Source organism: Microbulbifer sp. ABH2_005, from assembly GCF_056160005.1.
This window is the reverse complement of record NZ_JBSWWI010000001.1, coordinates 1,519,958-1,541,802: the sequence shown is the minus strand read 5'-3', so window position 1 is coordinate 1,541,802 and position 21,845 is coordinate 1,519,958. Positions and strand designations below refer to the sequence as shown.

At 45.1% G+C, this 21,845-nt stretch carries 17 protein-coding genes; 6 read left to right on the top strand and 11 right to left on the bottom strand.

Annotated elements, in window-relative coordinates; genetic code table 11:
• The first annotated feature begins 64 nt into the window (after window positions 1-64).
• Window positions 65-2,416, top strand: a complete 2,352-nt coding sequence (locus tag ACXAFI_RS06810; RefSeq protein ID WP_475108176.1) for a glycoside hydrolase family 65 protein — start codon at window positions 65-67, stop codon at window positions 2,414-2,416.
• The gene (gene pgmB, locus ACXAFI_RS06805) at window positions 2,413-3,084 is read left to right on the top strand and encodes a beta-phosphoglucomutase (protein WP_475108175.1); all 672 of its coding nucleotides are present in this window, start codon (window positions 2,413-2,415) and stop codon (window positions 3,082-3,084) included. Before ACXAFI_RS06810 ends, pgmB begins: the two co-directional genes overlap by 4 nt.
• Window positions 3,085-3,630: 546 nt before the next feature.
• Here pgmB and ACXAFI_RS06800 read toward each other — a convergent pair.
• From ACXAFI_RS06800 to ACXAFI_RS06775, 6 genes are all read right to left on the bottom strand, one after another.
• Window positions 3,631-4,614: a hypothetical protein gene (locus tag ACXAFI_RS06800; RefSeq protein ID WP_475108174.1), complete on the bottom strand. Its 984-nt coding sequence runs from the start codon at window positions 4,612-4,614 to the stop codon at window positions 3,631-3,633.
• Between the two features lie 153 nt (window positions 4,615-4,767).
• Window positions 4,768-5,178 (bottom strand): PaaI family thioesterase, encoded by a 411-nt coding sequence (locus ACXAFI_RS06795; protein ID WP_475108173.1) that lies wholly within the window; start codon window positions 5,176-5,178, stop codon window positions 4,768-4,770.
• A 443-nt stretch (window positions 5,179-5,621) separates the two neighbouring features.
• Entirely contained in the window at window positions 5,622-6,995 is a 1,374-nt protein-coding gene (gene ppnN / locus ACXAFI_RS06790; protein WP_475108172.1) for a nucleotide 5'-monophosphate nucleosidase PpnN, read from the bottom strand.
• Between the two features lie 535 nt (window positions 6,996-7,530).
• Window positions 7,531-8,364, bottom strand: coding sequence for an alpha/beta hydrolase (locus tag ACXAFI_RS06785; RefSeq protein ID WP_475108171.1), 834 nt, complete (start codon window positions 8,362-8,364; stop codon window positions 7,531-7,533).
• A gap of 436 nt (window positions 8,365-8,800) precedes the next feature.
• Window positions 8,801-11,083, bottom strand: coding sequence for a TonB-dependent receptor (locus tag ACXAFI_RS06780; RefSeq protein ID WP_475108170.1), 2,283 nt, complete (start codon window positions 11,081-11,083; stop codon window positions 8,801-8,803).
• A 314-nt stretch (window positions 11,084-11,397) separates the two neighbouring features.
• Window positions 11,398-11,583 (bottom strand): hypothetical protein, encoded by a 186-nt coding sequence (locus ACXAFI_RS06775; RefSeq protein ID WP_444922518.1) that lies wholly within the window; start codon window positions 11,581-11,583, stop codon window positions 11,398-11,400.
• Here ACXAFI_RS06775 and ACXAFI_RS06770 point away from each other — a divergent pair.
• Window positions 11,569-11,835 carry a hypothetical protein gene (locus tag ACXAFI_RS06770; RefSeq protein WP_475108169.1) on the top strand — a complete coding sequence of 89 codons (267 nt, stop codon included), beginning with the start codon at window positions 11,569-11,571 and terminating at the stop codon, window positions 11,833-11,835. The two genes, ACXAFI_RS06775 and ACXAFI_RS06770, sit on opposite strands and share 15 nt — an antisense overlap.
• Before the next feature lie 6 nt (window positions 11,836-11,841).
• On the top strand, window positions 11,842-13,062 hold the full coding sequence (locus ACXAFI_RS06765; protein WP_475108168.1) for a phytanoyl-CoA dioxygenase family protein: 1,221 nt from the start codon (window positions 11,842-11,844) through the stop codon (window positions 13,060-13,062).
• A 45-nt stretch (window positions 13,063-13,107) separates the two neighbouring features.
• On the opposite strand, the gene ACXAFI_RS06760 is transcribed toward ACXAFI_RS06765, so the two are convergent.
• Window positions 13,108-14,172, bottom strand: a complete 1,065-nt coding sequence (locus ACXAFI_RS06760) for an FAD-dependent oxidoreductase (RefSeq protein WP_475108167.1) — start codon at window positions 14,170-14,172, stop codon at window positions 13,108-13,110.
• A 283-nt stretch (window positions 14,173-14,455) separates the two neighbouring features.
• Here ACXAFI_RS06760 and ACXAFI_RS06755 point away from each other — a divergent pair, with 283 nt between their 5' ends.
• On the top strand, window positions 14,456-15,088 hold the full coding sequence (locus ACXAFI_RS06755) for a LysE family translocator (RefSeq protein ID WP_475108166.1): 633 nt from the start codon (window positions 14,456-14,458) through the stop codon (window positions 15,086-15,088).
• Window positions 15,089-15,234: 146 nt separating this feature from the next.
• On the top strand, window positions 15,235-15,591 hold the full coding sequence (locus tag ACXAFI_RS06750) for a DUF4870 domain-containing protein (RefSeq protein WP_152453960.1): 357 nt from the start codon (window positions 15,235-15,237) through the stop codon (window positions 15,589-15,591).
• 186 nt (window positions 15,592-15,777) lie between these two features.
• Here the strand turns inward: ACXAFI_RS06750 and ACXAFI_RS06745 are convergent, their stop codons facing one another.
• The 4 genes from ACXAFI_RS06745 to ACXAFI_RS06730 form a co-directional block, all read right to left on the bottom strand.
• Window positions 15,778-16,548, bottom strand: coding sequence for a zinc-dependent metalloprotease family protein (locus tag ACXAFI_RS06745; RefSeq protein WP_444922523.1), 771 nt, complete (start codon window positions 16,546-16,548; stop codon window positions 15,778-15,780).
• 231 nt (window positions 16,549-16,779) lie between these two features.
• Complete coding sequence (locus ACXAFI_RS06740) at window positions 16,780-17,457, bottom strand: hypothetical protein (RefSeq protein ID WP_475108165.1); 678 nt, start codon at window positions 17,455-17,457, stop codon at window positions 16,780-16,782.
• 2,472 nt (window positions 17,458-19,929) lie between these two features.
• The gene (locus tag ACXAFI_RS06735) at window positions 19,930-20,817 is read right to left on the bottom strand and encodes a zinc-dependent metalloprotease family protein (protein ID WP_475108164.1); all 888 of its coding nucleotides are present in this window, start codon (window positions 20,815-20,817) and stop codon (window positions 19,930-19,932) included.
• 171 nt (window positions 20,818-20,988) lie between these two features.
• Entirely contained in the window at window positions 20,989-21,618 is a 630-nt protein-coding gene (locus ACXAFI_RS06730; protein ID WP_475108163.1) for a hypothetical protein, read from the bottom strand.
• Between the last annotated feature and the right edge of the window lie 227 nt (window positions 21,619-21,845).

The window sequence follows — 21,845 nt, the reverse complement described above, 5'->3', positions numbered from 1 at the left end:
GCAGTTGCCCGAAGCGCTAATCACTTCGGCAAAGCGCCTAACCATCAGTTTCTGTGTAAGTGGTATGAAGAAAGAACAACAACATAAGCTTGAAATTCACCCCTGGGGCCTGCTGGAAAGAGAGTTTCAAGCGGATGGCTACCCTCTTAACGCCACCCTATTCTCCCTGGGCAATGGTTTTATTGGCCTGAGAGGCACCTTTGAGGAAGGCTTTGAGCCCGAGCCCTTTTCTGATGGCTGTTACCTCAATGGGGTCTATGCCAGTGAACCTATTCGCTACGGCGAGGCCGCTTACGGCTACGCCCGCAACAATCAGCGCATGCTAACGGTACCGGACGGCAAGGGTATTCAAATCTGGATTGATGGGGAGCGTTTCAGCCTCGCGGAGGGCGAACTACTCCAATATGAGCGTCACTTGGATATGGCCAGTGCAACCCTTACGCGCAGCCTCACCTGGCGTTCACCTCTTGGAAAAACCCTCAGGCTCAAAACCCAGCGCCAAGTCTGCCTAACTGAAAAACACCTAGTGCTCATCCATGTTGAAGTCACTCCACTGGATTTTGATGGGGAAATACGCCTGCTGACGGGGCTGGATGGCAATCTCGGTGAAGCCGAACACAGTGACGATCCACGCTTGGCCTCCCCCATCAATCAGGAAGATATCCAATGGCTGGATAAGGTCGCTGATGGTGACTACTTGGCATTGCCACTCTCAGTCAGAAGTAGCGGCTATGAGGTTCGCTGCGGAGCCATACACCGCTTGCAGACTAGTGCGGGCCACACCGTGACCAATCTACGCCATGAAAACCGGGTATTCACCGAATATCGCTGCAATGCCCAGCGGGGCAAGCCCCTGTGCTTGACCAAATACCTAGCTTACTTCGCAGAGCAAAGGGCTGAGCCGATTGAAGCTGGATCACTGCGCCAATACCTTGAACTCAGCGCCAATAAAAGTTTTGCCGAATATGCCAGGGCCCAACGCATAGAGATGGATAAATTCTGGCAAGAATCCGATATCCAGGTATTTGGCAACGACAGTCTACAGCAAGGCATTCGATTTAATCTTTTCCACCTATTCCAATCCCTGGGCAGGGATGGACGTACGAATATCGCTGCTAAAGGGCTCTCGGGAGATGGTTACGACGGTCATTACTTCTGGGATACAGAAATCTATGTATTGCCGTTTTTTCTCTACACCCAGCCCAATATGGCCCGCCCCCTGCTGGAATATCGTCACTCGATTCTGGATGCCGCCCGTGCCCGTGCCCGAGAGCTGGCGATCAGCAAGGGCGCCCTCTTTCCCTGGCGCACCATTGGCGGGGAGGAGTGCTCTGCATACTACCCTGCCGGCACCGCCCAGTTTCATATCAATGCGGATATCGCCTATGCAGTGCGCCACTACAGCCGAGTCACTGGTGATACGGAGTTTCTGCGGGAAAAAGGGGCGGAGCTGGTTATTGAGGGGGCCCGCCTATGGATGGAAATCGGCCACTTCAATCCTCGCCGCAACAACCAATTTTGTATCAATGAAGTCACTGGCCCGGATGAATATACCGCGTTGGTAGATAACAACTTCTATACCAACCTGATGGCTCGTGCGCATTTGGAGTATGCTGCAGAGGTATACCAGTGGTTGCAATCCTTTGATCCAGAAGCATGCCTGGCCTTGGCCCAACGTATACAACTGGGCCCACAGGAGCCCATGCTTTGGGCAAAAGCCGCAAAGGCCATGTACCTTCCCTACGACCAATCCCAAGGTATTCACCCGCAGGATGATGGCTTCCTCGACAAGCCAGTGTGGGACTTTGAGCAGACACCGGCAAATCATTACCCCCTACTACTGCACTACCATCCACTGGTAATTTATCGACACCAGGTTTGCAAGCAGGCAGATGTAGTCTTGGGACTATTGCTCGAAAGTTCCGAGTTTTCCATTGAACAAAAACGCCGCGACTTCGACTTTTACGAACCGCTCACTACACACGATTCCACCCTATCCGCCTGCATCCACAGCATTATTGCCAGCGAGGTGGGATACCCGGAAAAAGCGCTCGACTACTTCCAACAAGTAGCACGAATGGACCTGGACAATCACCACAATAATACCCAACACGGTATCCATACCGCCTGTATGGGCGGTACCTGGATGTGCATGGTGCAGGGCTTTGCCGGTATGCGCCTGCATGGTACAGAATTGCGTTTCGCCCCGTTTGTACCCGAGGGTATGGAAGGTTATCGCTTCCGTCTGCAATTCCGTGGTCGCACCCTGGAAGTGGACATCAATTGCAGTAATGCCAGCTATACCCTGATAACTGGTGAGCCCATCAACCTTCATCACGTTCATGAACCCGTATTTCTCGCAGCAGGCGAAACCCAAACATTTGCGATAGCACCGCCAGTGGAGGTAACACCGTGATCTATCGAGCTGCAATTTTTGATCTGGATGGTGTACTCGCAGATACCGCACGACTGCACCTGAAAGCCTGGCACCAACTGGCCCAAGAACTCAAGCGCCCATGGGCTGAAGATACCGGTGAAAGGCTTAAGGGACTGGAGCGTATGGCCTCATTGGAAGTGATTCTTGGGGAAGAGAGCGATCGGTTTAGTGAAAAGGAAAAGATCGATCTAGCTAGCAGAAAAAATAGTTATTATCAGAAACTGATTCGCAGCTTATCCCCAAAAGATCTACTGCCCGGTGCCGGGGAGCTTCTCGCCTGGTTAAACGAGAAACAAATTCCCATTGCCCTGGCCTCAGCCAGTAAGAATGCGCAGGCCGTTTTACAAGCATTGGAGATATCACATTACTTCTCAACAATTGCCGACCCAGAGCAGTCCGCACCTAAACCCTGCCCGGATATTTTCCTCGCAGCTGCGCAAGGCCTACAAGTTGAACCTGAATTCTGTGTTGCCTTTGAGGATGCTGCTGCCGGAGTCGCTGCCATTAAAGCAGCACAGGGCATGACTGCTATCGGCGTAGGCCATGAGAATTCTCTAAGAAACGCCGACTATATTGTGAATAGCCTGGGAGAATTCGACCCCAGGGACTTCTTTCTCTCAGCGATTAGAGCAGCGGCCGTAAGTTAGGATTACTTAGGCAAGCCACATGCTGTGGTAGTTAATGGTCTTTTAGTGTGCTTACTGCCTGACAACCCGGCACAATCTATTAAGCTTTCTATTCATTTTTCTGATTCAGTTTTCTATTCAGCTTTTTAATCAATTTTCTATTCAGCTTTATCCGTTTTTAGCTTCTCATAAAAACGGGTAAAGCTCGTCCCATAACAGTTAAACTACGAGACATCCTCTTTACATATGGTTTTTCTTTATAGTTAACGAGCGCTTACATTTCGCGCAAAAATAAGCCCGACCAATAAGTGCCCGACGAACAAGGCGATGAGCAATATAGAGGCCGAAAACAAATTCTTCCATAGAGCAAAGATCGCGTAAACATGAGCCGCCATCAGAAGGACCCAACTACAGTGGCCTAGCCAGCCTAAGAATTTACCGTGTAGCTTGGCAAAGTTATTAACGCCCAATCCCCAGGCAAAAAAAGCCTAAATTAGGGCCCAAGCAATAATAAAAGTTAATGCAATATCAATTAATATACCCAACATATCTATTGAATCAGTCGCCTTATTCGGATAGCGCTAAAGCAATGTTTCTTATCGCTAGCTCCATGGATACCTCTCCATCTATATACGGCATCCAATATTGATCAAGGATAGATTTATAATCCCAGAAGCCGAGATAAAGCCCATTCATTTCCGCATAGGGGATGTAATTTTTAACATCTCCAGATATCTCACTCTTGATGACCTGTCCAACGGTATAAAACTGAATCGGATGCCATATACCTTTCTTGTCACCGAGCCCCAATGAATTAAACTCTTTAGCGATGATCTTTTGTAGCTTACTCTCCCTCCTTACTGCATTAGCATGAGAGATTTCATGGAAAAACATTTCCAATGCAAACCAACCCGCATAATCGGGATAAGTACTATTGATAATAGACTGAAAGCTTCTCCCTGATGTGGTGGCACCCTGTCGCATCCCAGGCTTATAGACAACATTTACTGTATGTCTTTTAACGACCAATTTTTCACCAAATAAACCTTCGAGCCTGTCAGAAATGCTATCCCCATAGATATCCAGCTTTTCCCTTAAGTTTTGATACCATTCAAGATTACTCTTTCTATGCTGCTCCCAAAAATTTTTATCATAGAGCGTTGAAAGCGCATGCACATGATCATACAAGGTATTACTATCTGGTTTAGCACCGACAGCATCACCACTTAAAATCATCGCTGTTAAATCTGCTATTTCTTCATTGGACCTAATGATATGAACATTTCGAGCAGCCCCCTGTTTTATATAATCCCTAACAGCAGCATCAAAAAGATATAGTTCACTATCGGAGATGCCACTCTCCTTTTTGAAAGCAGTATAAAAATGCTCATCTCTTGCCAGCTCATAGATAAAGAGATGTAAATTCAACAAAGGTTCACTTTTAAAGCTCACTGATCGCCAACTACCCATCTGGTTACCTGGCTGGTCCTGTGCAAGAGCTGGGGAAGCTGAAAGAATTAAAAACAGGGCAAGTAATAAATGACGCACCATCAGAAAGCACCAGCTAGTTATATTTTATAGGAAAAAGGGGTGGGTGATTTTGATAAACCACCCTATTTTGGTAAGCGATGAATATAACTTCCAGACAGTGTTCTTTGCAAATCGGTACAATTGCTCAAATTAGGAGAAAAGTACCATTAGCATTCACGGATATAAGATCAATTGGGTGCAACGAAATATGGCTAGTTTTTTCCCCGCATCCTTACAAACCACGGTAGCATCCCAAACCTGAGTGGTTCGCCCCTTATGAACAGGTGTTGCAGTACATGAAACAACGCCATCACGTACCGTCCCCAGATGATTGGATTTGAGTTCAATTGTGGTAAAACCAGAGGCCTTCTCTGGCAGGTTTGCCAAGCAGCCAATACCACAAGCCGTATCGGCTAAAGAAACGACACTACCAGCATGCAAATAGCCATTTGGTGCCAGGTGAGACTCGGCAACCCCCATTTCTGCCTTCACCTCCCCCTCTGCAACCTTAACAAGCTCAATACCGAGAAGCCCGGGAAACTTGTTTTTGCAGATATTATTGTAATAGCTATGGTCCTTCATCATTATTCCTTGCCAAACTTTAAAAAATAAATTAAATCGTTAACACACTATCAATAGCTTGCTATATTACCAATATCAGTTTCTTTGGTTTTTCGCAATCTCAGAAAAAAGACTCTTTAACGAGATCTTAACTACCTTTGAAATAAAAGTATTGTACAGTGCGCCCCCGTGAGGAGTCACTCCTTCTGAAACTCAATAATCAACCCAGGGGAAAGATGAGCTAACTCAAATAGTGTTTTTTTCTAGCTTTAACATTAACTTCAATTCTATGCGCCATCAAATATTGATCTATAGCCTTGGTAGTCAGCTCATAGACCGCTTTATTAACTGCAGATGAGCCGATACTCTTAAAGTACATTCCCAGTCTTTTTCTAACGAAAGCGGCCACTTCAGGGAACTCTAAGCCCCCCTTCACGCAAAATAAATTATTCTTAAATTTCTTTTTTCTATTTAGAGAGCACCTTATAACAAGGAATATATTCCTTGCCGGGTAATTTCATTCTTTGCTGCTTAACAAAGGACTCCAGCATAACGTCAATACTGTGCATTATGCCTGGGTCGCCACGCAATTCATACGGGCCATGTTTTTCCACCATACGGATACCTTCATCTTTTACATTGCCCGAGACAACTCCGGAGAATGCGCGCCTTAGGTTAGCGGCTAATAGGTAGGGCTTCTGGTTTTTATGCAGGGCAAGATTCAGCATGCTCTCATGGGTTGGTGAAAACGGTTGCTGAAATTCATTGGCTACCTTCAGCTTCCAGTTGAAATAATAGGCATCGCCTATCTCCTTACGATAGGACTTGACCTCCTGTATGCCCACAGCCATTTGTTTAGCCACTTCCTGAGGATTATCAATGATAATTTGATACCGTGACCGCGCTTCTTTACCCAAAGTGGAAGCAATAAACTCATCAATACGTACAAAATACTCTGTAGCACTAGGTGGTCCTGTAAAAATCACAGGAAAAGGTTGATCCTTATTCTCTTCGTGAAGGAGTATCCCCAAAAGATAGATGATTTCTTCCGCAGTGCCTGCGCCTCCAGGAAAAACCACAATACCATGGCCTGCGCGCACAAAGGCCTCTAATCGCTTTTCAATATCAGGTAAAATAACTAACTGGTTCACAATTGCATTTGGCGCTTCTGCAGCGATGATGCCGGGCTCAGTAACGCCAAGATACTGACCATGTCGATCGCGCTGCTTGGCATGGCCGATAGTGGCACCTTTCATTGGCCCCTTCATGGCACCTGGACCACAGCCAGTACAAATATCCAGATGTCGCAAGGCCAATTCATAACCAACTTGCTTGGTATAATCGTACTCCTCAGATAAGATAGAGTGCCCTCCCCAACACACCACTAATCTGGGGCCACGCACCCGGTCAAAGGTGCCGGCATTACGCATAATATGAAACACTGCATCGGTGATGCCCTGGGAAGAGGTTAAATCATGCAGTGGGCTACCAGTGATTTCACTATTCACATAAATTATATCCCTGAGCACCGCGAACAAATGCTCAGCTATGCCGTTAATAATTTTTCCATCCACAAAAGCACTGGCAGGAGCACTTTTCAGCTGAAGTTTTATACTGCGCTCTGTTGGGACAACAGAGATATCAAAATTGGAATAGGTTTCTAAAAGCTCCTTACCATCATCCATGTTAGCGCCGCTATTAAGAACCGCTAGAGAGCAGTTCCGGAAGGTCTGATATTGAGAACCACGGCTTTCATTACTAAGTCGATTAATTTCATACTTGGATAAAATATCGAACTGCCCTGTTGGTGAGACGCTTGCATCGATAAGATCTGTAGACATGCAATCCTCTTATTAAACTGGAACTTTAATCTACACAGCAAATACTGTGCAGTAGCTATAGAAGTGTAATCTAACATTATGATTACACTTATTTTTTTATTTTACACGAAGAAGCCTAGCTCCATACTCAAAAATAATTGACGTGCAATTGATCAATTCAGAGGGGCCAGGGGCCGAATAGAGCACCAAAATACCTCTACTCGAACTCAAGACGTAAAGAGCATTGAATTGACTTAAATTACGTCTTTTAACTCTAATAAACCAAGTGGTGCTTGGAAGAAAGGCGGAAGAAAATACACTAGTCAGGGATCATTATAAGGCACAGAAATTTATGGAAAATATCTAGAATGTTCTTACAATCTGCCTGCAAAAGTAATTTTTACGTCTATCCAATTGTATCAAGATAGCCGAGATACACGAATTTGATAGTTCTGACTTGATCTGACAAAGTCCGCTTACAAGCCTTACTCTGCCAGGTCAAGTCAAAATCAGTATACATCTAGGAGTTAATTATCTTGAATAGCTTACCAAAAACCTATTCAACTTTAGATAAAAGTTGATCCAGCTCTTCAAGTACAATCCACGGATCGGTTTCATCGTACAGATGTGAGGAGTATTTCATAATTACATGCTTGGCGTTGTCACTAATCTTGGTGAGTTCAACTTGCGATTGATCCCACGTCCTGTTGTAAGCATCTACATCTGCGTAACTCATTTTAGTCTGGCGGATTGCATTATGTGGCAACCCTCTGCTCATTACCGTGATTGGAATATCTCTCTTTAACTCATAACGCTCTGGCTTTGATGCAGATTCTTCGAAATCTTCGAAGGAATGCTTTTCCTTTTCCCATTCCATTATCCACTGCATTGTTGCCCACCCCTCCTTGGATAAAGAAGACTTCAGGTTTCCATACCAGGATTCATGGGCTGCATCCACAAGTAGAAGGGCAGAAACCCTACTGGGGTTTTCACTTGCAAATGCTCTTGCCACTAAACCACCAAATGAATGGGCCACAAGAACTACGGAGTCCCATTTTTTAAACTCCACGAACGCCTCAAGCTCAGCAGAAAGCGCATCCATCGATCTAACTTTTGGAACGGCATGTGCACTTTTTCCAGCTCCAGGCCGGTCGTAGATACAGAGCATAAAATCATCAGAAGAGAATTTATGGAAGGTATTTTTATAGGTACTATGCGCATCTAAACCCATACCTGAAACCATCAATGCGACTTTTTTACCCTCACCTTCCTCTTTACAAAGATAGGATATGGTATTCCCACCAATGGTAACAAACTCATATTTATGCTCATCTTGCGCCCAAACTGAGCAACAAAGGATACTGAGCAAAAATGCGCTGTAAATTTTCATAATCATCCTTGGAACCTATAGTTAATATTAGATCTACCGTAATTATCGACACCCTAATCATTGTTAAACCAGTAATCCCTGCCCCTCATTCACCCGAATCAAATTGCACTATTTACCCGACGCAGAAGCAGCTCTCAATACTGTACATTTAACTGAACAATATACCTCTCGAAAGAATAATTCTTACAACTTACCAATTTAGCTTGCAACATCTATAGGCACTATCCCAGAAAAGCTTTCGTGGGGAAATCACTATAATGTTGACTTTATAAAAGTCTCGTTAATTGCTAGGGACAATAATCAATCTTAATAATGCTGCAAATTTGACCAAGTCGGGCACTTTAGAGACAAGTGGTAAGAAGGCAGGCATAAAAAAGCCGCACAAAAATAGTGTGCGGCAAAGCTCAGAAAGCCTATGGGAGAGGCTTGAGTCGAACTAGAAATCGTAGGCGATACTTAACTTGATGTTTCGCGGCAGGATATAACGAACATTGGTTGCCTGAGGATCCCGTGGGTCTCCCTCAGTAATGCCCTCCTCATCGGTGAGGTTATCCAGTGCAAGCTGAACGGTAACATCGTTCAAGTAAGCCACTGCACCAAAATCTACTTTGGTATAACCCGGCAATGTCACCGAGTTTTTACTGTCATTGAAACGATCACCCACTCGGCTTACCCCACCAAACACTGCCATATCAATATTGTTGATCGTGAAATCGTAGTTCTGGCTTAGGCGTACTTGGTACTCGGGCTGGCGCATCACTTGATTGCCTTTAAAGTCACCACTGGTGATTTCTGGCTTCTGCAAAGTTGCATTCAGGCCCAAAGTGAAGTCACCCCAGTGGGCCTTACCATCCAACTCAAGACCCAGAGCCTCTGTTTCCAGACGGGCACAAGTAGTGCTACCAATAATGCAATCAGGCATTCCCTGGGTTTCATTGTAGAAAAGGGTGGCAAACAGCGAGTAGTCTTGATCCTGCAGCTTGTAGCCCAGCTCATATTGGTCGATATCGATAATCAGATCGGAACCTGCGCGGAAGCTCTCGCCAAAATCGCGATAATTATCAAAGTCCGCAAATTTGAAGCCTGAGTTTATACGGAAGAAAGTCCCCATATTCTCAGCAAAGGCCCAATCTACTGCAGCTGTATAGGCAATACCCTCTTCATCGGCCTTATAGGTAGTAAAAATACCATCACGCGAACCATCATCTACTGAGTAGTTAGTTTCACGATTTGCAGAGCGTACGCCCAAATCAAACGTGAAATCGCCTAAGTAGAATTCACCAGCAATGTAGAATGCGTTTTCGCGGGCATCACCTACCGCTTCAAGGTCGTAGCTCCAGCAGAGAACTGGGTCGAGTTCTTCATCATCACAAGATAAATCGCCAGCAACCTGCTCACCATCATGACCAAGCACATAGTACGATTGGTTTCCAAGGCTCCACCACTCATCAACTTTCCAACTAGAAGTGTAATAGCCTGCAGTCACCTTAAAGTCATCCCACTCTTTGGCTAGGCTGATATCGTTGGTCGTTGCCTCAATATCTTTTCGTACTACCCAAGCACCAAATTGCTGCAACAGAGTATCATTACTGACCTCAGCCCCAGACACGGTAGTAGCTGAAGTCACGCCTGTAGCATCGTCGTATCGCAACTCGCTGGGTAATACTGGACGACCATTGGGTACAAAGCCCAAAGTATCGGCATTACCGCTGGTCAAACCAAAACGCTCAGTAATGCTCCAGCCATTGCCGAGATCCAATTCCAGATAAGCGCCAGCTACGCTACCGTCCCAACCTCGGCCTTCTCCCATATCAAAAGTTTCCCAGCGGGTTTCAGAGCCACCATTTCCGTCAGCCTGGGAAATGGGTACTAAAACCTTGCGATTGCTGGGACCCACTTGGGTGTAGTCCGTTGCCAGGAAGGAAGCATTTGGCAGATACCAAGTGCCAGTATCTTTAGTATCTCGTACGTAGAAACCGGCTTTGCCGTTATCCATCTCTTTAGTCAAGTGCAAGGTGAACTGGTGACCTTCTTCCGCATCAAAACCGGCATCGCGAATACCGGGTGAGGAACTCACATACCCACCCATCATGTAGTACACATCTTCGCTGAGCTTCCCGGTCAGAAGGGCATCAGCCCTTTGAAGATCATAGTCCGAAGTGGTGTATTTAAAGCGACCCTCGGTCTCTTCGGTCCCCTCTTTCAAAATGAAATTGGTCGTGAGGCCCGGCTGGCCGTTAGAGTAGACCGGATTAGGGCCACCGCGCAGGCCTTCTACGCGCTGGATCGTTTCATCTACACGGAATAGAGAGGAGTTTTCCATGAAAGAAAGAGTCGGTGCCGGGTAAAGTGGCAAGCCATTCATAGAGACCGTCACAAACGGAGCGTCGCTGCCGCCCGGAAATCCCCGTACATCAATGTTTGCACCAGATACGCCGCCAGAGCTTTCAACCCAAAGACCTGGGATAGACTTCAGCAAATCTGCAGTGCTAGATGGGGAAGCTTTACCGATTTCATCGTCACTCAGGGTTGTGATTGAAAAGCTCGCATCTAATTTTCTTATGCCTGCGCCGCCTGGGGTTCCCGTGGTAATCACCTCTTCCATCACTCTGTCTTCAGAGGCCCCCGGTGAAATAGAACCCTGGGCAACGGCATGACTCAAGAAGCCCAGCTGCATAGCACCAAAGGAAATGGCCAGCACTAGAGGTTTCTTCTTCATTAAACTCCCCTCTCATCGTCATTCTTATTGGATTTATGGAGTGCCTGGTGCCCACGCAAAATGCAATCGTTTGCATTTTGCGTGGGCACCTGTCCTGTGAGACGACACATTTCGTTCACTATAAATTAGCATTGCAATCGATTGCAATACACTTTCAGTGCCATTTTGTGGCTATTTTTGAGTTTTAGTCACATTGGCTAAATAAGTAGGCTTCTGCCAGATATCCTCCCCCAGGGTCTACACGCCGTAACTTAGGCGGGGAAAGTTATTAATTGCTTTGAAAGGGGCAAGGGCGTTTCTACAGTTTGAATAGGCTACAAAGGTTGGGTGGGATGCTCCTGACCCCAAACCAGGGATGCTTGGTAGGGGCTATTGCCATCAATTGAGGAACCAATATGACCAGCTCTTCCTGTCAACACGCTGACAACCACTCCCATAAACACGGCCCCCATTGTGGACATGCCGCCATCCGACACAGAGACCATGTGTGTTACGTGCATAATGGCCACCTACATCATCCCCATAGGGGTCACTACGATGAACATGTACTGGAAGTGAGCAACAAGAACCCCGATGATTGCAACCCCATCACCGCCAGCACTCACGCTACCCATGTTCACGGAGAACACTGCGGACACGAACGTATCCCCCACGGCGACCATTTCGATTACCTGGTGGATGGACGCCTGCACCATGTCCATGGTGATCACTGTGACGATCACGGACCAGTGGAAGTCATTCATGAGCGGTAGGCTAGAATGCCAAAAAACCACACCCTGGCGGAGATGCACAAGGAGGCTGGCACCCTCCATGAGCTGGCTCAGTTTCCCATTCGCTGGACGCAGCGGATAAAAGTCATTGGGCTGATAGCAGCTATAGGTTTATACAAACTATGTATTCTTCCATGGAAGAAAAGAGAGCGACAGCAGCTTTTTGCCAAGCTCGATCAACTAAAAAACTTAACGATCGACCTCCCTACCCCATCGGCCACCCAACAAGACAGCAAGTATTTCCTGAGTGCGCAAGACCGCAAGTTCTTCTCAAAAAAGGGTTACCTACCCCCCTTTAGGGTAATTTCCAGTGAAGAGGCAGGCGCGCTAAAAGAGCTTGCTATTCGGGAGTACCAAAATGGCTTCGGCGGTGTATCCTATTTAGGCAACAGAATTCGAGAAATAGAGAAAAAATACAACCGTTGGACTATCGAGTATGCGGGCCTATATCAAGCCCTGCGGCTCAAACCGTTTAGAGAGCTTTTGCGAAAACCTCAAATTGCGGAACGCTTAGCGAGCCTGCTCGGTGATGAAATTCTCTGCTGGCGCACACAATTTTTCGATAAAATGCCAGGGGCAGAAGGCACTGCCTGGCACCAAAATGCAACATTTCGCGAAGCAGGCAAATATGCGAAATTACAACCCACGCAAGAAACATCTCCCGCATTGATTCAGCTGAATGCTTGGGTAGCCTTGAGCGATACCACTAAAGAGAATGGCTGCCTTCGCATTTTGCCCGGATCTTTCAAAGATGCCAGAATCAATTACCTCTATGAATTTATCCCGGAAAATGAACTTTTCTTCTTTTCGCTTCTACCGTTCTCCCCCTCCTACCTCTATAAAATAGGAAAAATTGCTCTGTATGGAAGACTTTTCTATAAAAGCGCCGTTATTTTATTCAGCGCAGAAAAACTTTTGGGGGATAACTTTTTTGACCAATTTGAAGTCCAAGACCTGGAAATGAAAGCCGGTGAGTGCCTGATTTTTTCATCTCTAAATATGCATGCCTCCTACCCCAACACTTCCAGCCACGATGAACGTTTCTCTTTTGTAGGGCGCTGTACCGCTAACCATGTAAAAGTCGCTCCACATGGCAAAGATAGCTACCCAAGCCTTGAAGGACCAATAGAGTACACATTACCCACAATAAGTACTTTTCAAGTATATGGAAAGGACACTTATGGACTAAACAAAATCCTGGATGACTGACTCTGCCCCATCAATAGTAATCCAGTATCTCTGAAGTCTTTGTGATTAAATTTCTGTTAAATGACGGACATAAGCGCGGCGCACTGCGGGCACAACACCGATAGCTTTAGCCAAAATCCACAGCCCACACTTCATCAGTAAGTTGTTAGAAGTCACTACCTTTCGGGCAAATTCAGTTTTCCTTATTACCTGTTTAGCTATTTTGTGACGCTCACAGGCATATTGCTCAACTTCCCCTCGAATAATTGCACTGGCTGCGGCTACAGCATCGGCAATTCCCAAGTTCATTCCCTTGCCACCCACTGGTGAATGACAATGGGCCGCATCTCCGGCGAGTAGGACTCTATTTTTACAATAGGTTTCCGCCTGCCTGACGGATATCTGGAAGCTGCCCTGGCTATATATTTTTTTGATATCGAGAGGTTGAGGAAGGGCAGAAAGCGCATTTTCTTTGGAAGAAACCACCCTGACATGTCCCTGGCCTAGTGGTAAAACAATACTCAGATTGTTGCCCGGTTCTTGCAAGTTAACCGTGACCAGGCTGGGAGGCATGTGCCCGTTGACCTCTACATCGGCAATCGACCACTTTTCTGGTAAATCCTGTCCAGGATACCTTATTTTCATTTTCTGGCGGACCAGAGAGTGAACGCCATCAGCACCAATCACCCAGTCGAAAGTCTCCTTATCATGATTAGAATATTCCACTATTGCCGCGGCGTTTTGACTAACAATATTGGTTAATTGCAAACCGTACTGAACATCAACCCCCCGCTTCCTTAGCACACCAGCCAAAATCGATTCTGTTCTATTCTGGGGAAGAAAAAGTCCGGCCTTCCCCTGAAATTCCTTAGAGGAAAAGTCGAGAAACAACAGGCGCCGCTCATTTCTCAGATATTGGAGCCCCCGCATCGGCACCGCCTCAGAGAATAAATCCGCGGGAACGCCAATACTACTCAGTAGCTCAATAGTGGAAGGGAAGATTCCAACAGCACGAGAGAGCTGAGAAGGCTGACTGCGGCGCTCAATGATCTGGCAATCGATACCTTGAAACGATAATGCACAAGCGGCGGTGAGGCCCGTTGTCCCCGCTCCAACAATCAGAACCTTCATCTATCACTTACCGATCAGCAGACTTCTCTAGAGCATAGAAGAGCCCTCTTTAAGCATCATCCTGGTAACCTGATACAAACTAATGCCTATTAATATTGTGTGAGGTCACACCACGGATGCTGAAATTGTCCATCTAATAGCCAACTTAGAGAACTTACGCGCAAAAGGGTCAGGGACTCCAGGAGGTGACTCTGGTGCAATCGTATGACATCTATCTAAGGGGGGAGGTTGCGGGCATTACCGTTATAATGGCGCCCCAGAAAATTTGTCTGGAGTCAATTTAATGCCCGAAATTCCAATTTTAATGACATTCCTTGGCGCATCTGTCCTGCTGGCAATCTCTCCTGGACCAGACCTACTCTTAATATCCACCTACTCGACAGCCCGGGGCTTTATCGCTGGTTTTTTGCTCAGTATGGGTGTGTTTCTGGCAGGGCTAGCGCAAACGCTCCTTGTGGCCTTTGGTCTCGGGCACATCATGGAGACTATTCCTGTTGTTGCCCTTGCGGTAAAGACACTAGGAGCACTGTATCTGGCATGGCTGGGGATTCACTTAATACGCCAGTGGCGCTCTAATTTAGGGAACACTCAAAGCCAAGCAGTCACTGAGCCTCTTTGCGCCTCACAACTCATCAGCAGAGGGCTGATCAACAACTTAATAAACCCAAAGGCTTTAGTATTTTTCAGTTTATTTTTACCGCAATTTACCAGTCCTGCCCAGCCCATCACCCAGCAAATACTGCTACTAGGTTTTCTTCTCAGCACTATTGCACTCACCGTAAACACAATAATTGCCTTCTCTTTTAGCAAGCTGAGGCAGACACTGAGCAATCAATCAGCTTTTAGCCGACACTTCGACGGCTTACTGGGTATGTTATTCCTTGGCCTGGCCGGTCGCCTGGCGTTAGAGCACTGAGATCTAGGAACGGGGAATGGGGAATGGGAAAATAAGCAATAAAGAAATACACGCGCGAGGCATCTTGCCGTCAAGGCAAGCAAGTAGCTATGATCCACTCAGTGAAGCGGGTCATTTCAGCAATTAATTAACAAGAGTATGCAGTAATGGATAACTACAAACCATGGGGACTAGAAAGAAATACCTTTCTAATGCTTTTACACCTGAGCCAACTGGCCTGGATAATTATCCCTGGAGCGGGATTTGTATTACCTGTCATTATGTGGGCAACTACTAAAGATCAGGTTATTGAAGTTGATCGCCATGGCAAGATGATTTTCAATTGGATGATCAGCTTATTTATCTACTCCATCGTAAGCACTATTCTCATTATCTTAGGCGTCGGTCTCTTAGGGTTATTAGCTCTAGCCTTAATCAATGTAATCTTTATCCTTATTGGTGCTATTCGAGCAAACGATGGGATATTCTGGCGTTACCCACTCAGCATTCGCTTTTTTAAATAAACCCAAAGATATCCTCTGCCCTTAATTACAAGGCTTTGCCAATTATCTTTGCACTTTTTAAACAGCGGAATATGAAAGCCAGGGAAAACCCTGGCTTTCTTCTAGTCGATGACTAGAGGTGCAAGCTGCGGCTAATATATACAAATAGCCAGCCTACTGCTTTTCTCGTAAAGATAAAGCCGGTTATTAATAGTAACCAGCAATATCATCAACGATTGGGCCAAGAGCTTTATAGGCGTTAGAGATATCTTTACCGCCAGAACGCTCACCGCAAGCCATGCCGCCACACTCATTCCAATCGGGATCAGAGAACCAATCGTACTGAGTTACATTGGAGCCGTACATCCAGGGGTAAGCCATAATGGTGGAGAACTTGTTGTCTACACCGTGACCCATACCATAGGAGTAAACGCCACCGGAAGTGTCACCCTGCTTGGTGGAGTGAGTCAGACCCATGTTGTGGCCCAGCTCATGCACGAAGGTGTTATAACCACAGTCAACACCGGTCACGCTGTAAGCACGCTCTTTAGCGCTGTTATACATGGTGCCGTTGCTACCTTGGCCAACCCAGGCAATACCACAAGTAATGTAGGTGCTGCCGTTTTGAACAACTTCTTCTGCTTTAGTTAAGAAAACCACCATGTCAGCTTTCTTGGAAGAGCGCCAGCTATTCACAGAGCTGTGGAAAGTGATCAGGTCTAGAGTTTCCTCATTAACGCGGAAATCAGAACTGGAAGCTTTCCAGCTATCAACCAGGTTCAGCTGAATATCAATGCCATTCCTTTTGAAGGAATTGTTGGCATAGCTGATGTAGTTGTCGATTTTCGCAGAAATGTCACCAGTGTGCTGTGCAGCTGGATCGGTGTACATAATAGCGATATCAACGGTTTTAGCACTTGCAGCGCCAGAAACTGTCAGTGCGGCAACAGCTGCCGCCAGGCTTTTCTTTAAACTCATTATAGACTCCTTTTATTATAAGTAGTGTATAAGCTACTTTTTACAATCAATAAATTCATTGATTGCCTGATAGTATGTTAGCTATACGCTATTAATACCCTGACTCGACTAAAAGATCGTCCTGAATTTTTTAACCGCCTGTGAAGATAAACTTCTGGTATCCGCAGGATTTACATCAGCTCTCCTTAGCTTGATTATCGATTTGGAAGATTACCCCCCAATCAATTCTTTCTACTCAAAATCATTTAGAGGAACGTCATTATCATTCCAGGATTTTTTACGTTCGGCCTCAGATGACATGTCCTTATCATGCTTCTCAACATGATTGGATATCAGTGCACCATTAGGGGCAATCCACGCATATCCATCTTGAGCTTCCAATGAGTAGGACCCAGCAGGAGTATTGAGCTGAGCATAGACAGAATTTTTACCGATGGTAAAAGTTGCTCCATGTAAGCGGGCCTGCCCCAAGAAGTTCACCTGCAAACTTTTATTACCACTGGCATGCTGCTCGACTTCGCCTACCTGGGCATCATAACTGCCTTCAATACCGGGTAAATCAATATCGATATAATCCCCAACCTCTAGGCTTCTTAGCATTTCTACATCGATCTCTAAATATGTCTCGCCTTTGAGGTCCACAGGTAGGCGATCATTCTCATGCAGAAACTCTTTTGCCAACTCGGATTCTGACCACAGAGGGCGTCCAGATTCATCAAGTTCTTCTTCAGCAGTAGCAACTTCCTCAGCAACTCCTGAGGAAACAGCCTCAACCGGAACTCTGTCTACCACCATTTTGGGCTCAGGTAACTTGGCAGATTGACTCTCGGGTGCGGGCTGATTTTTCAACCAGAAAAAATAACCTGCACCTAAAGCAAGAACTAATACAGGAAATGCCAGCTTCTTCATGGCTCATACCCCAAATAATTATTCATCTAAAAAACGCCTTAAAAAAATGCACAAAAACAGCTTTATGATCCCTTGCACCAAATAAAATTGAGGTAAGAGCTGAGACAGCGAAGCCGCCCCATGAAGGACGCGCTATAGTACCAACACCTCAAAATTTATTTGGAAAGCACTTCACAGAAGAAAGTAAAAACCAAAAAATTTTCCCAATATATGCCCCTGAATAGCAACACCCTCAGAAGGACAGCCGTAAGTCATCTAGCGCGACCGAAAGTTCAAAAATATTTTCAAAATTTTTAATTTCGACACCAAAGGACAAGAACTGGGAAGGCATTCCGAAAAACACATAAAAAATTTATCAGGAGGTGACGCCTCAACACCAGAAAAGATTGAGTAATTTTTGAGCCACCTCTCATTTATAGTCACCCTACCTTTCACAGGTTGAAAACAATCACACCTAAGCTGTGGCCTTACAACATCAAACATCTAAAAATTCTCGTGACAGAAATCATGCCAACAATGAGAACCACTTGTGAAAAACGATTGATGCCCTGCATAAAACTTCAAGCTGTGAATTATCCGACAACATCTAATTTACAAAAATTCAGTCAAAGGCAATGAGAGCTCCTTACTTTTCTTTCAGAACTCTCTCGGAACATCAAGAAATGCATGGCTTACCTGTATCAATCCAATTTTTGACACACTCAATAAATCGAGGCGCGACAAACTGCACCTCCAAAGGGTACCTGGATTTTTTATCTTTATGCGTCATTTTGGTTTTCATGCACTCCTCAACTGGCCTTCACGACAAAAACCTGCCACAAGTTTGAGAAAGTATCTGTGCCCAATAACACTCGCTGCCCCTTACTCGGGGCCATCCCTCAACCGTATGCTCATCAACACCAATCAACTGCCGCACTGAAATTCTTCTTGAGCAAGAAAACAAATGGAGGGCCCGCTTTAGAAAATCAGCTGGAGGAGATGAAAAAAAACGAATTGATGTAAAAGCCAGGCAAAGCAACTGCAACAAAATTATTGGCATTTGGTGAAAAAGTTTCTCAGAAACAGCGGGGTTCACGCTCTGAAGGAGACATGTGTCTGGTAAATTGGCTTTAGGGAGAATGGTTTCAACTGGAACTATTTTTAGATTAGAGGCTGCAGGTTTTCTTATTCTGTGACACAGACTACGCCACTTAGCCCCACCTGCACACAAAGAATGAATGCAACTACATAAGGAGGCAAAATCGGAAACTTGTCTTACCATTATCTTTCTTCTAGGTAAAATTTTTTCACTGCAAGCTTAAGAGTTGAGTTCAGTGCTTCAAAATTGAGCACTTGATTAGGTTAAGACTTAACCCTTCTTAACACTCCCTCTACTCTTGAGACGCTTTACACCGACTTCCACGCAATAAATTTTCAAAATTTTTTCACAAAATTGTCAAAAGGGCTGACTGCAACTTGAACAGTCCTTCTATAGCTTGCACCTTAGTGGTAGTAACAAGATCAAAAGACTCACCTGATAATCTTTTACTTTTGTTCTGAAAGGGAAGTACTTAATCAACAAAGACAGGTATGTACAGGTTAATTTTTGCACTTTTTATATTGTAACTGCAAAGTTGACTTCCGGCATCGGAATCATATAACTGTAGGGGCTAAAACCTAACTCTAGGATTTACTTAGCTCTGCCTAGTGGGCCGATAGATTTTCCGAAACATCGTGCGCACTCGATGGTGCCGGCACAACATCCATTGAAAAGCCATAAAGCCATAAAGGTGTGCTAGGGGGCTACGGAGAGGGACTTAACTTTATCCAGAATCTTGCAGCGGAAAGCTTAACAGAGTAAGAGTAGCACGGCATTACTGGCAACAAAGTGTAAGGTGCACTAGTGATCTGAGAGAATTTTTAATGAACGTTGCTATTACAAGTTGCGGCATTAAAAGTGTGAGGGTAAGCCATAATTGTAGTAATCTTATAATGTTTGTGTCTTGCCTTTCATTACTAGACTGCCCTCCCCCCCCGAATTAGCATCTGGCCTATAATAAAATCACAAGAACAGGAAATATCAGCTTCTTCACAGCTCATCACCTAAAACTTTATTGAAACAATACTTAAAATCCAGCTACCAGAATAGAAGCAATTAACCTACCCCCCCCAACCTCCAGCAAGAATAACCCTTCACCCAATATTTAATGTACCCAACCAGTTTTAGGAAAAGAATGATGACAAGGACTCCAACTACTTCTCAACAATATCTCACACACAAGAAAAACATTAAGAAACCTCAACAAACACCCATTATTCGCCATCAGCCCATTACCAAAAAAAGAAGTAATCACCCAAACAAAATAATGGAAATTTCTCCCATGATAAAACAACCAATAGATGCGGTTAAAAAAGGGAGGGCAAAGCCCTCCCAAATACAATGGTGTCAGTCATCAAATAAATGATCGAGAAAGAAAGAGAGGAAGATTAGGGTTAATTGTAACCTGCTATATCATCAACAATCGGCCCCAAGGCTCTTTGTGCATCAGCATTATTTCTGATACCACAGGGAGATCCGTTACAGATTTTGTCTGGATTAGAGAATGTATCGAGTCTCTCTGCATCGCCAAATGACTGAGGATAACCCATGATTGTAGAAAAGCTATTATCTACACCATAACCTAGGCCATAGTAATAAACACCGCCACTGGTATCGCCTTGTCTGCGGGAATGATTCAGTCCCATGTTATGACCGAGTTCATGAACAAATGTCAGGTCAGTCGCCCCGCAATCCACAGCGGTAATGCTATATGCAAGCCTATTTGAGCCAAGATCCATCACGCCATTACTACCAGTCCCTACGTATCCAACGCCACAGGTTAAGTAAGTTCCCTCTTCGGTAACTACACGATTCGCTTTACCAAGTAAAATAACCATGTCAGCTTCATACAGATCACGCTGCTGCTGGGCATAGCCATAGTCGAACCACTCCTCCCAGGTTGGAGTAGTATCAACATCCAAATATGTGGCTCCAGAAAACTCCGCAAGATTATCACCTGTCACCAAGAGATCGGACGATGAATATTGGCGTGAATCAACAAGCTCAAGCTGGATATCTAGATCATTATTCTCATAGATACGATTAGCTGTGCTAATCAAACTATCCACTCTGGTAGAGATATCTCCTGTAAGCTGAGCAGCTGGATCTGTGTACCAGACTGCGACTTTTACCGTATCTGCTATTGCGGCACCCGAAAAAGTTAAAGCTGCTATCGCAGCAGCCAAAGTGTTTTTCAAATTCATGATAGTTCCTTTTATTTTTAAGTTGCTTTCCCCAAGTTTTTCATAGATACAGATGAAACCGGTTACATTTGTAAGCAAATTACACCTTCCACAAAAAACTCAAATACCCTAACTCGACATTGAGAAGCTCCGTTCCTGACTGCCGCCTGAGAAAATTACTATTAATTTTCTGGTATCTTTCAGGCACCTCAAGCAGTACTCCCTGTACTGCCTATCAGCTCAATTCATTGAGCTAAAAAGTTACAACATCTACTTAACTGAAGAAAGATTAGGGTTTACCTCCTCTTCCACATGACTCCTGGTTAAATCTTTTTTCGAAGCCACCCAGGCATAATTTCCCTGCGCCTCTAGGGAGTATGAGCCTGAAGGCAATGTTAAGTTGCCATATACCGAGCTTTTGCCAATTGTGAAATTTACAAAATACACACTGCCATAACCGGGCAAGTTCATTTGCACACTTTTATTACCGCTTGCGTGCTCCTGAACTTTATCCACTTGAGCATCGTAGCTTCCCTTCACTCCAGGCATTTCTATATCAACATAATCGCCAATAGATAAATTCTTTAGAGCTTCTACATCGATCTCAAGATATGCCTCTCCATTTAAATCGAGCGGCAAGCGTCCTGACTCATGTAAAACCTGCCTTGCGACATCCGATTCTGCCCACATCAAGGCACTATCAGGGTTCGCCTCTTGCTCAACGGCAGAAGACACCTCTACTAGTTCTTCTGTAGATTTAGTTTCATTTGGAACAATTTTCTTGGAGGGAGGGGGGACTGATTTTTCAGTGACAGGTTGTGGGCTATCTGTTTGACTCTTTGCCCAGAAGAAATACCCTCCCGCACAGAGGAGGGCAATCAGTGGAATTATTTTTTTCATTAGCTTCTCACTGCAAGATATTTATGTTAACTCAAAGAAAGCTCCCAACGGTGGTGATTACTTAATGAGTTGCACCAAAATCGAGACTTAACTTTTCTTAACATGGACCACTATGCTGAGACGCTTAATGCTAATTTCCACGCAATTAATTTTTCAGAAATATTTCACAAAAATAACATCTCTGTATGGATAGCCCACAAGCATTTTCCGACTTTCCCTGCTGGTTA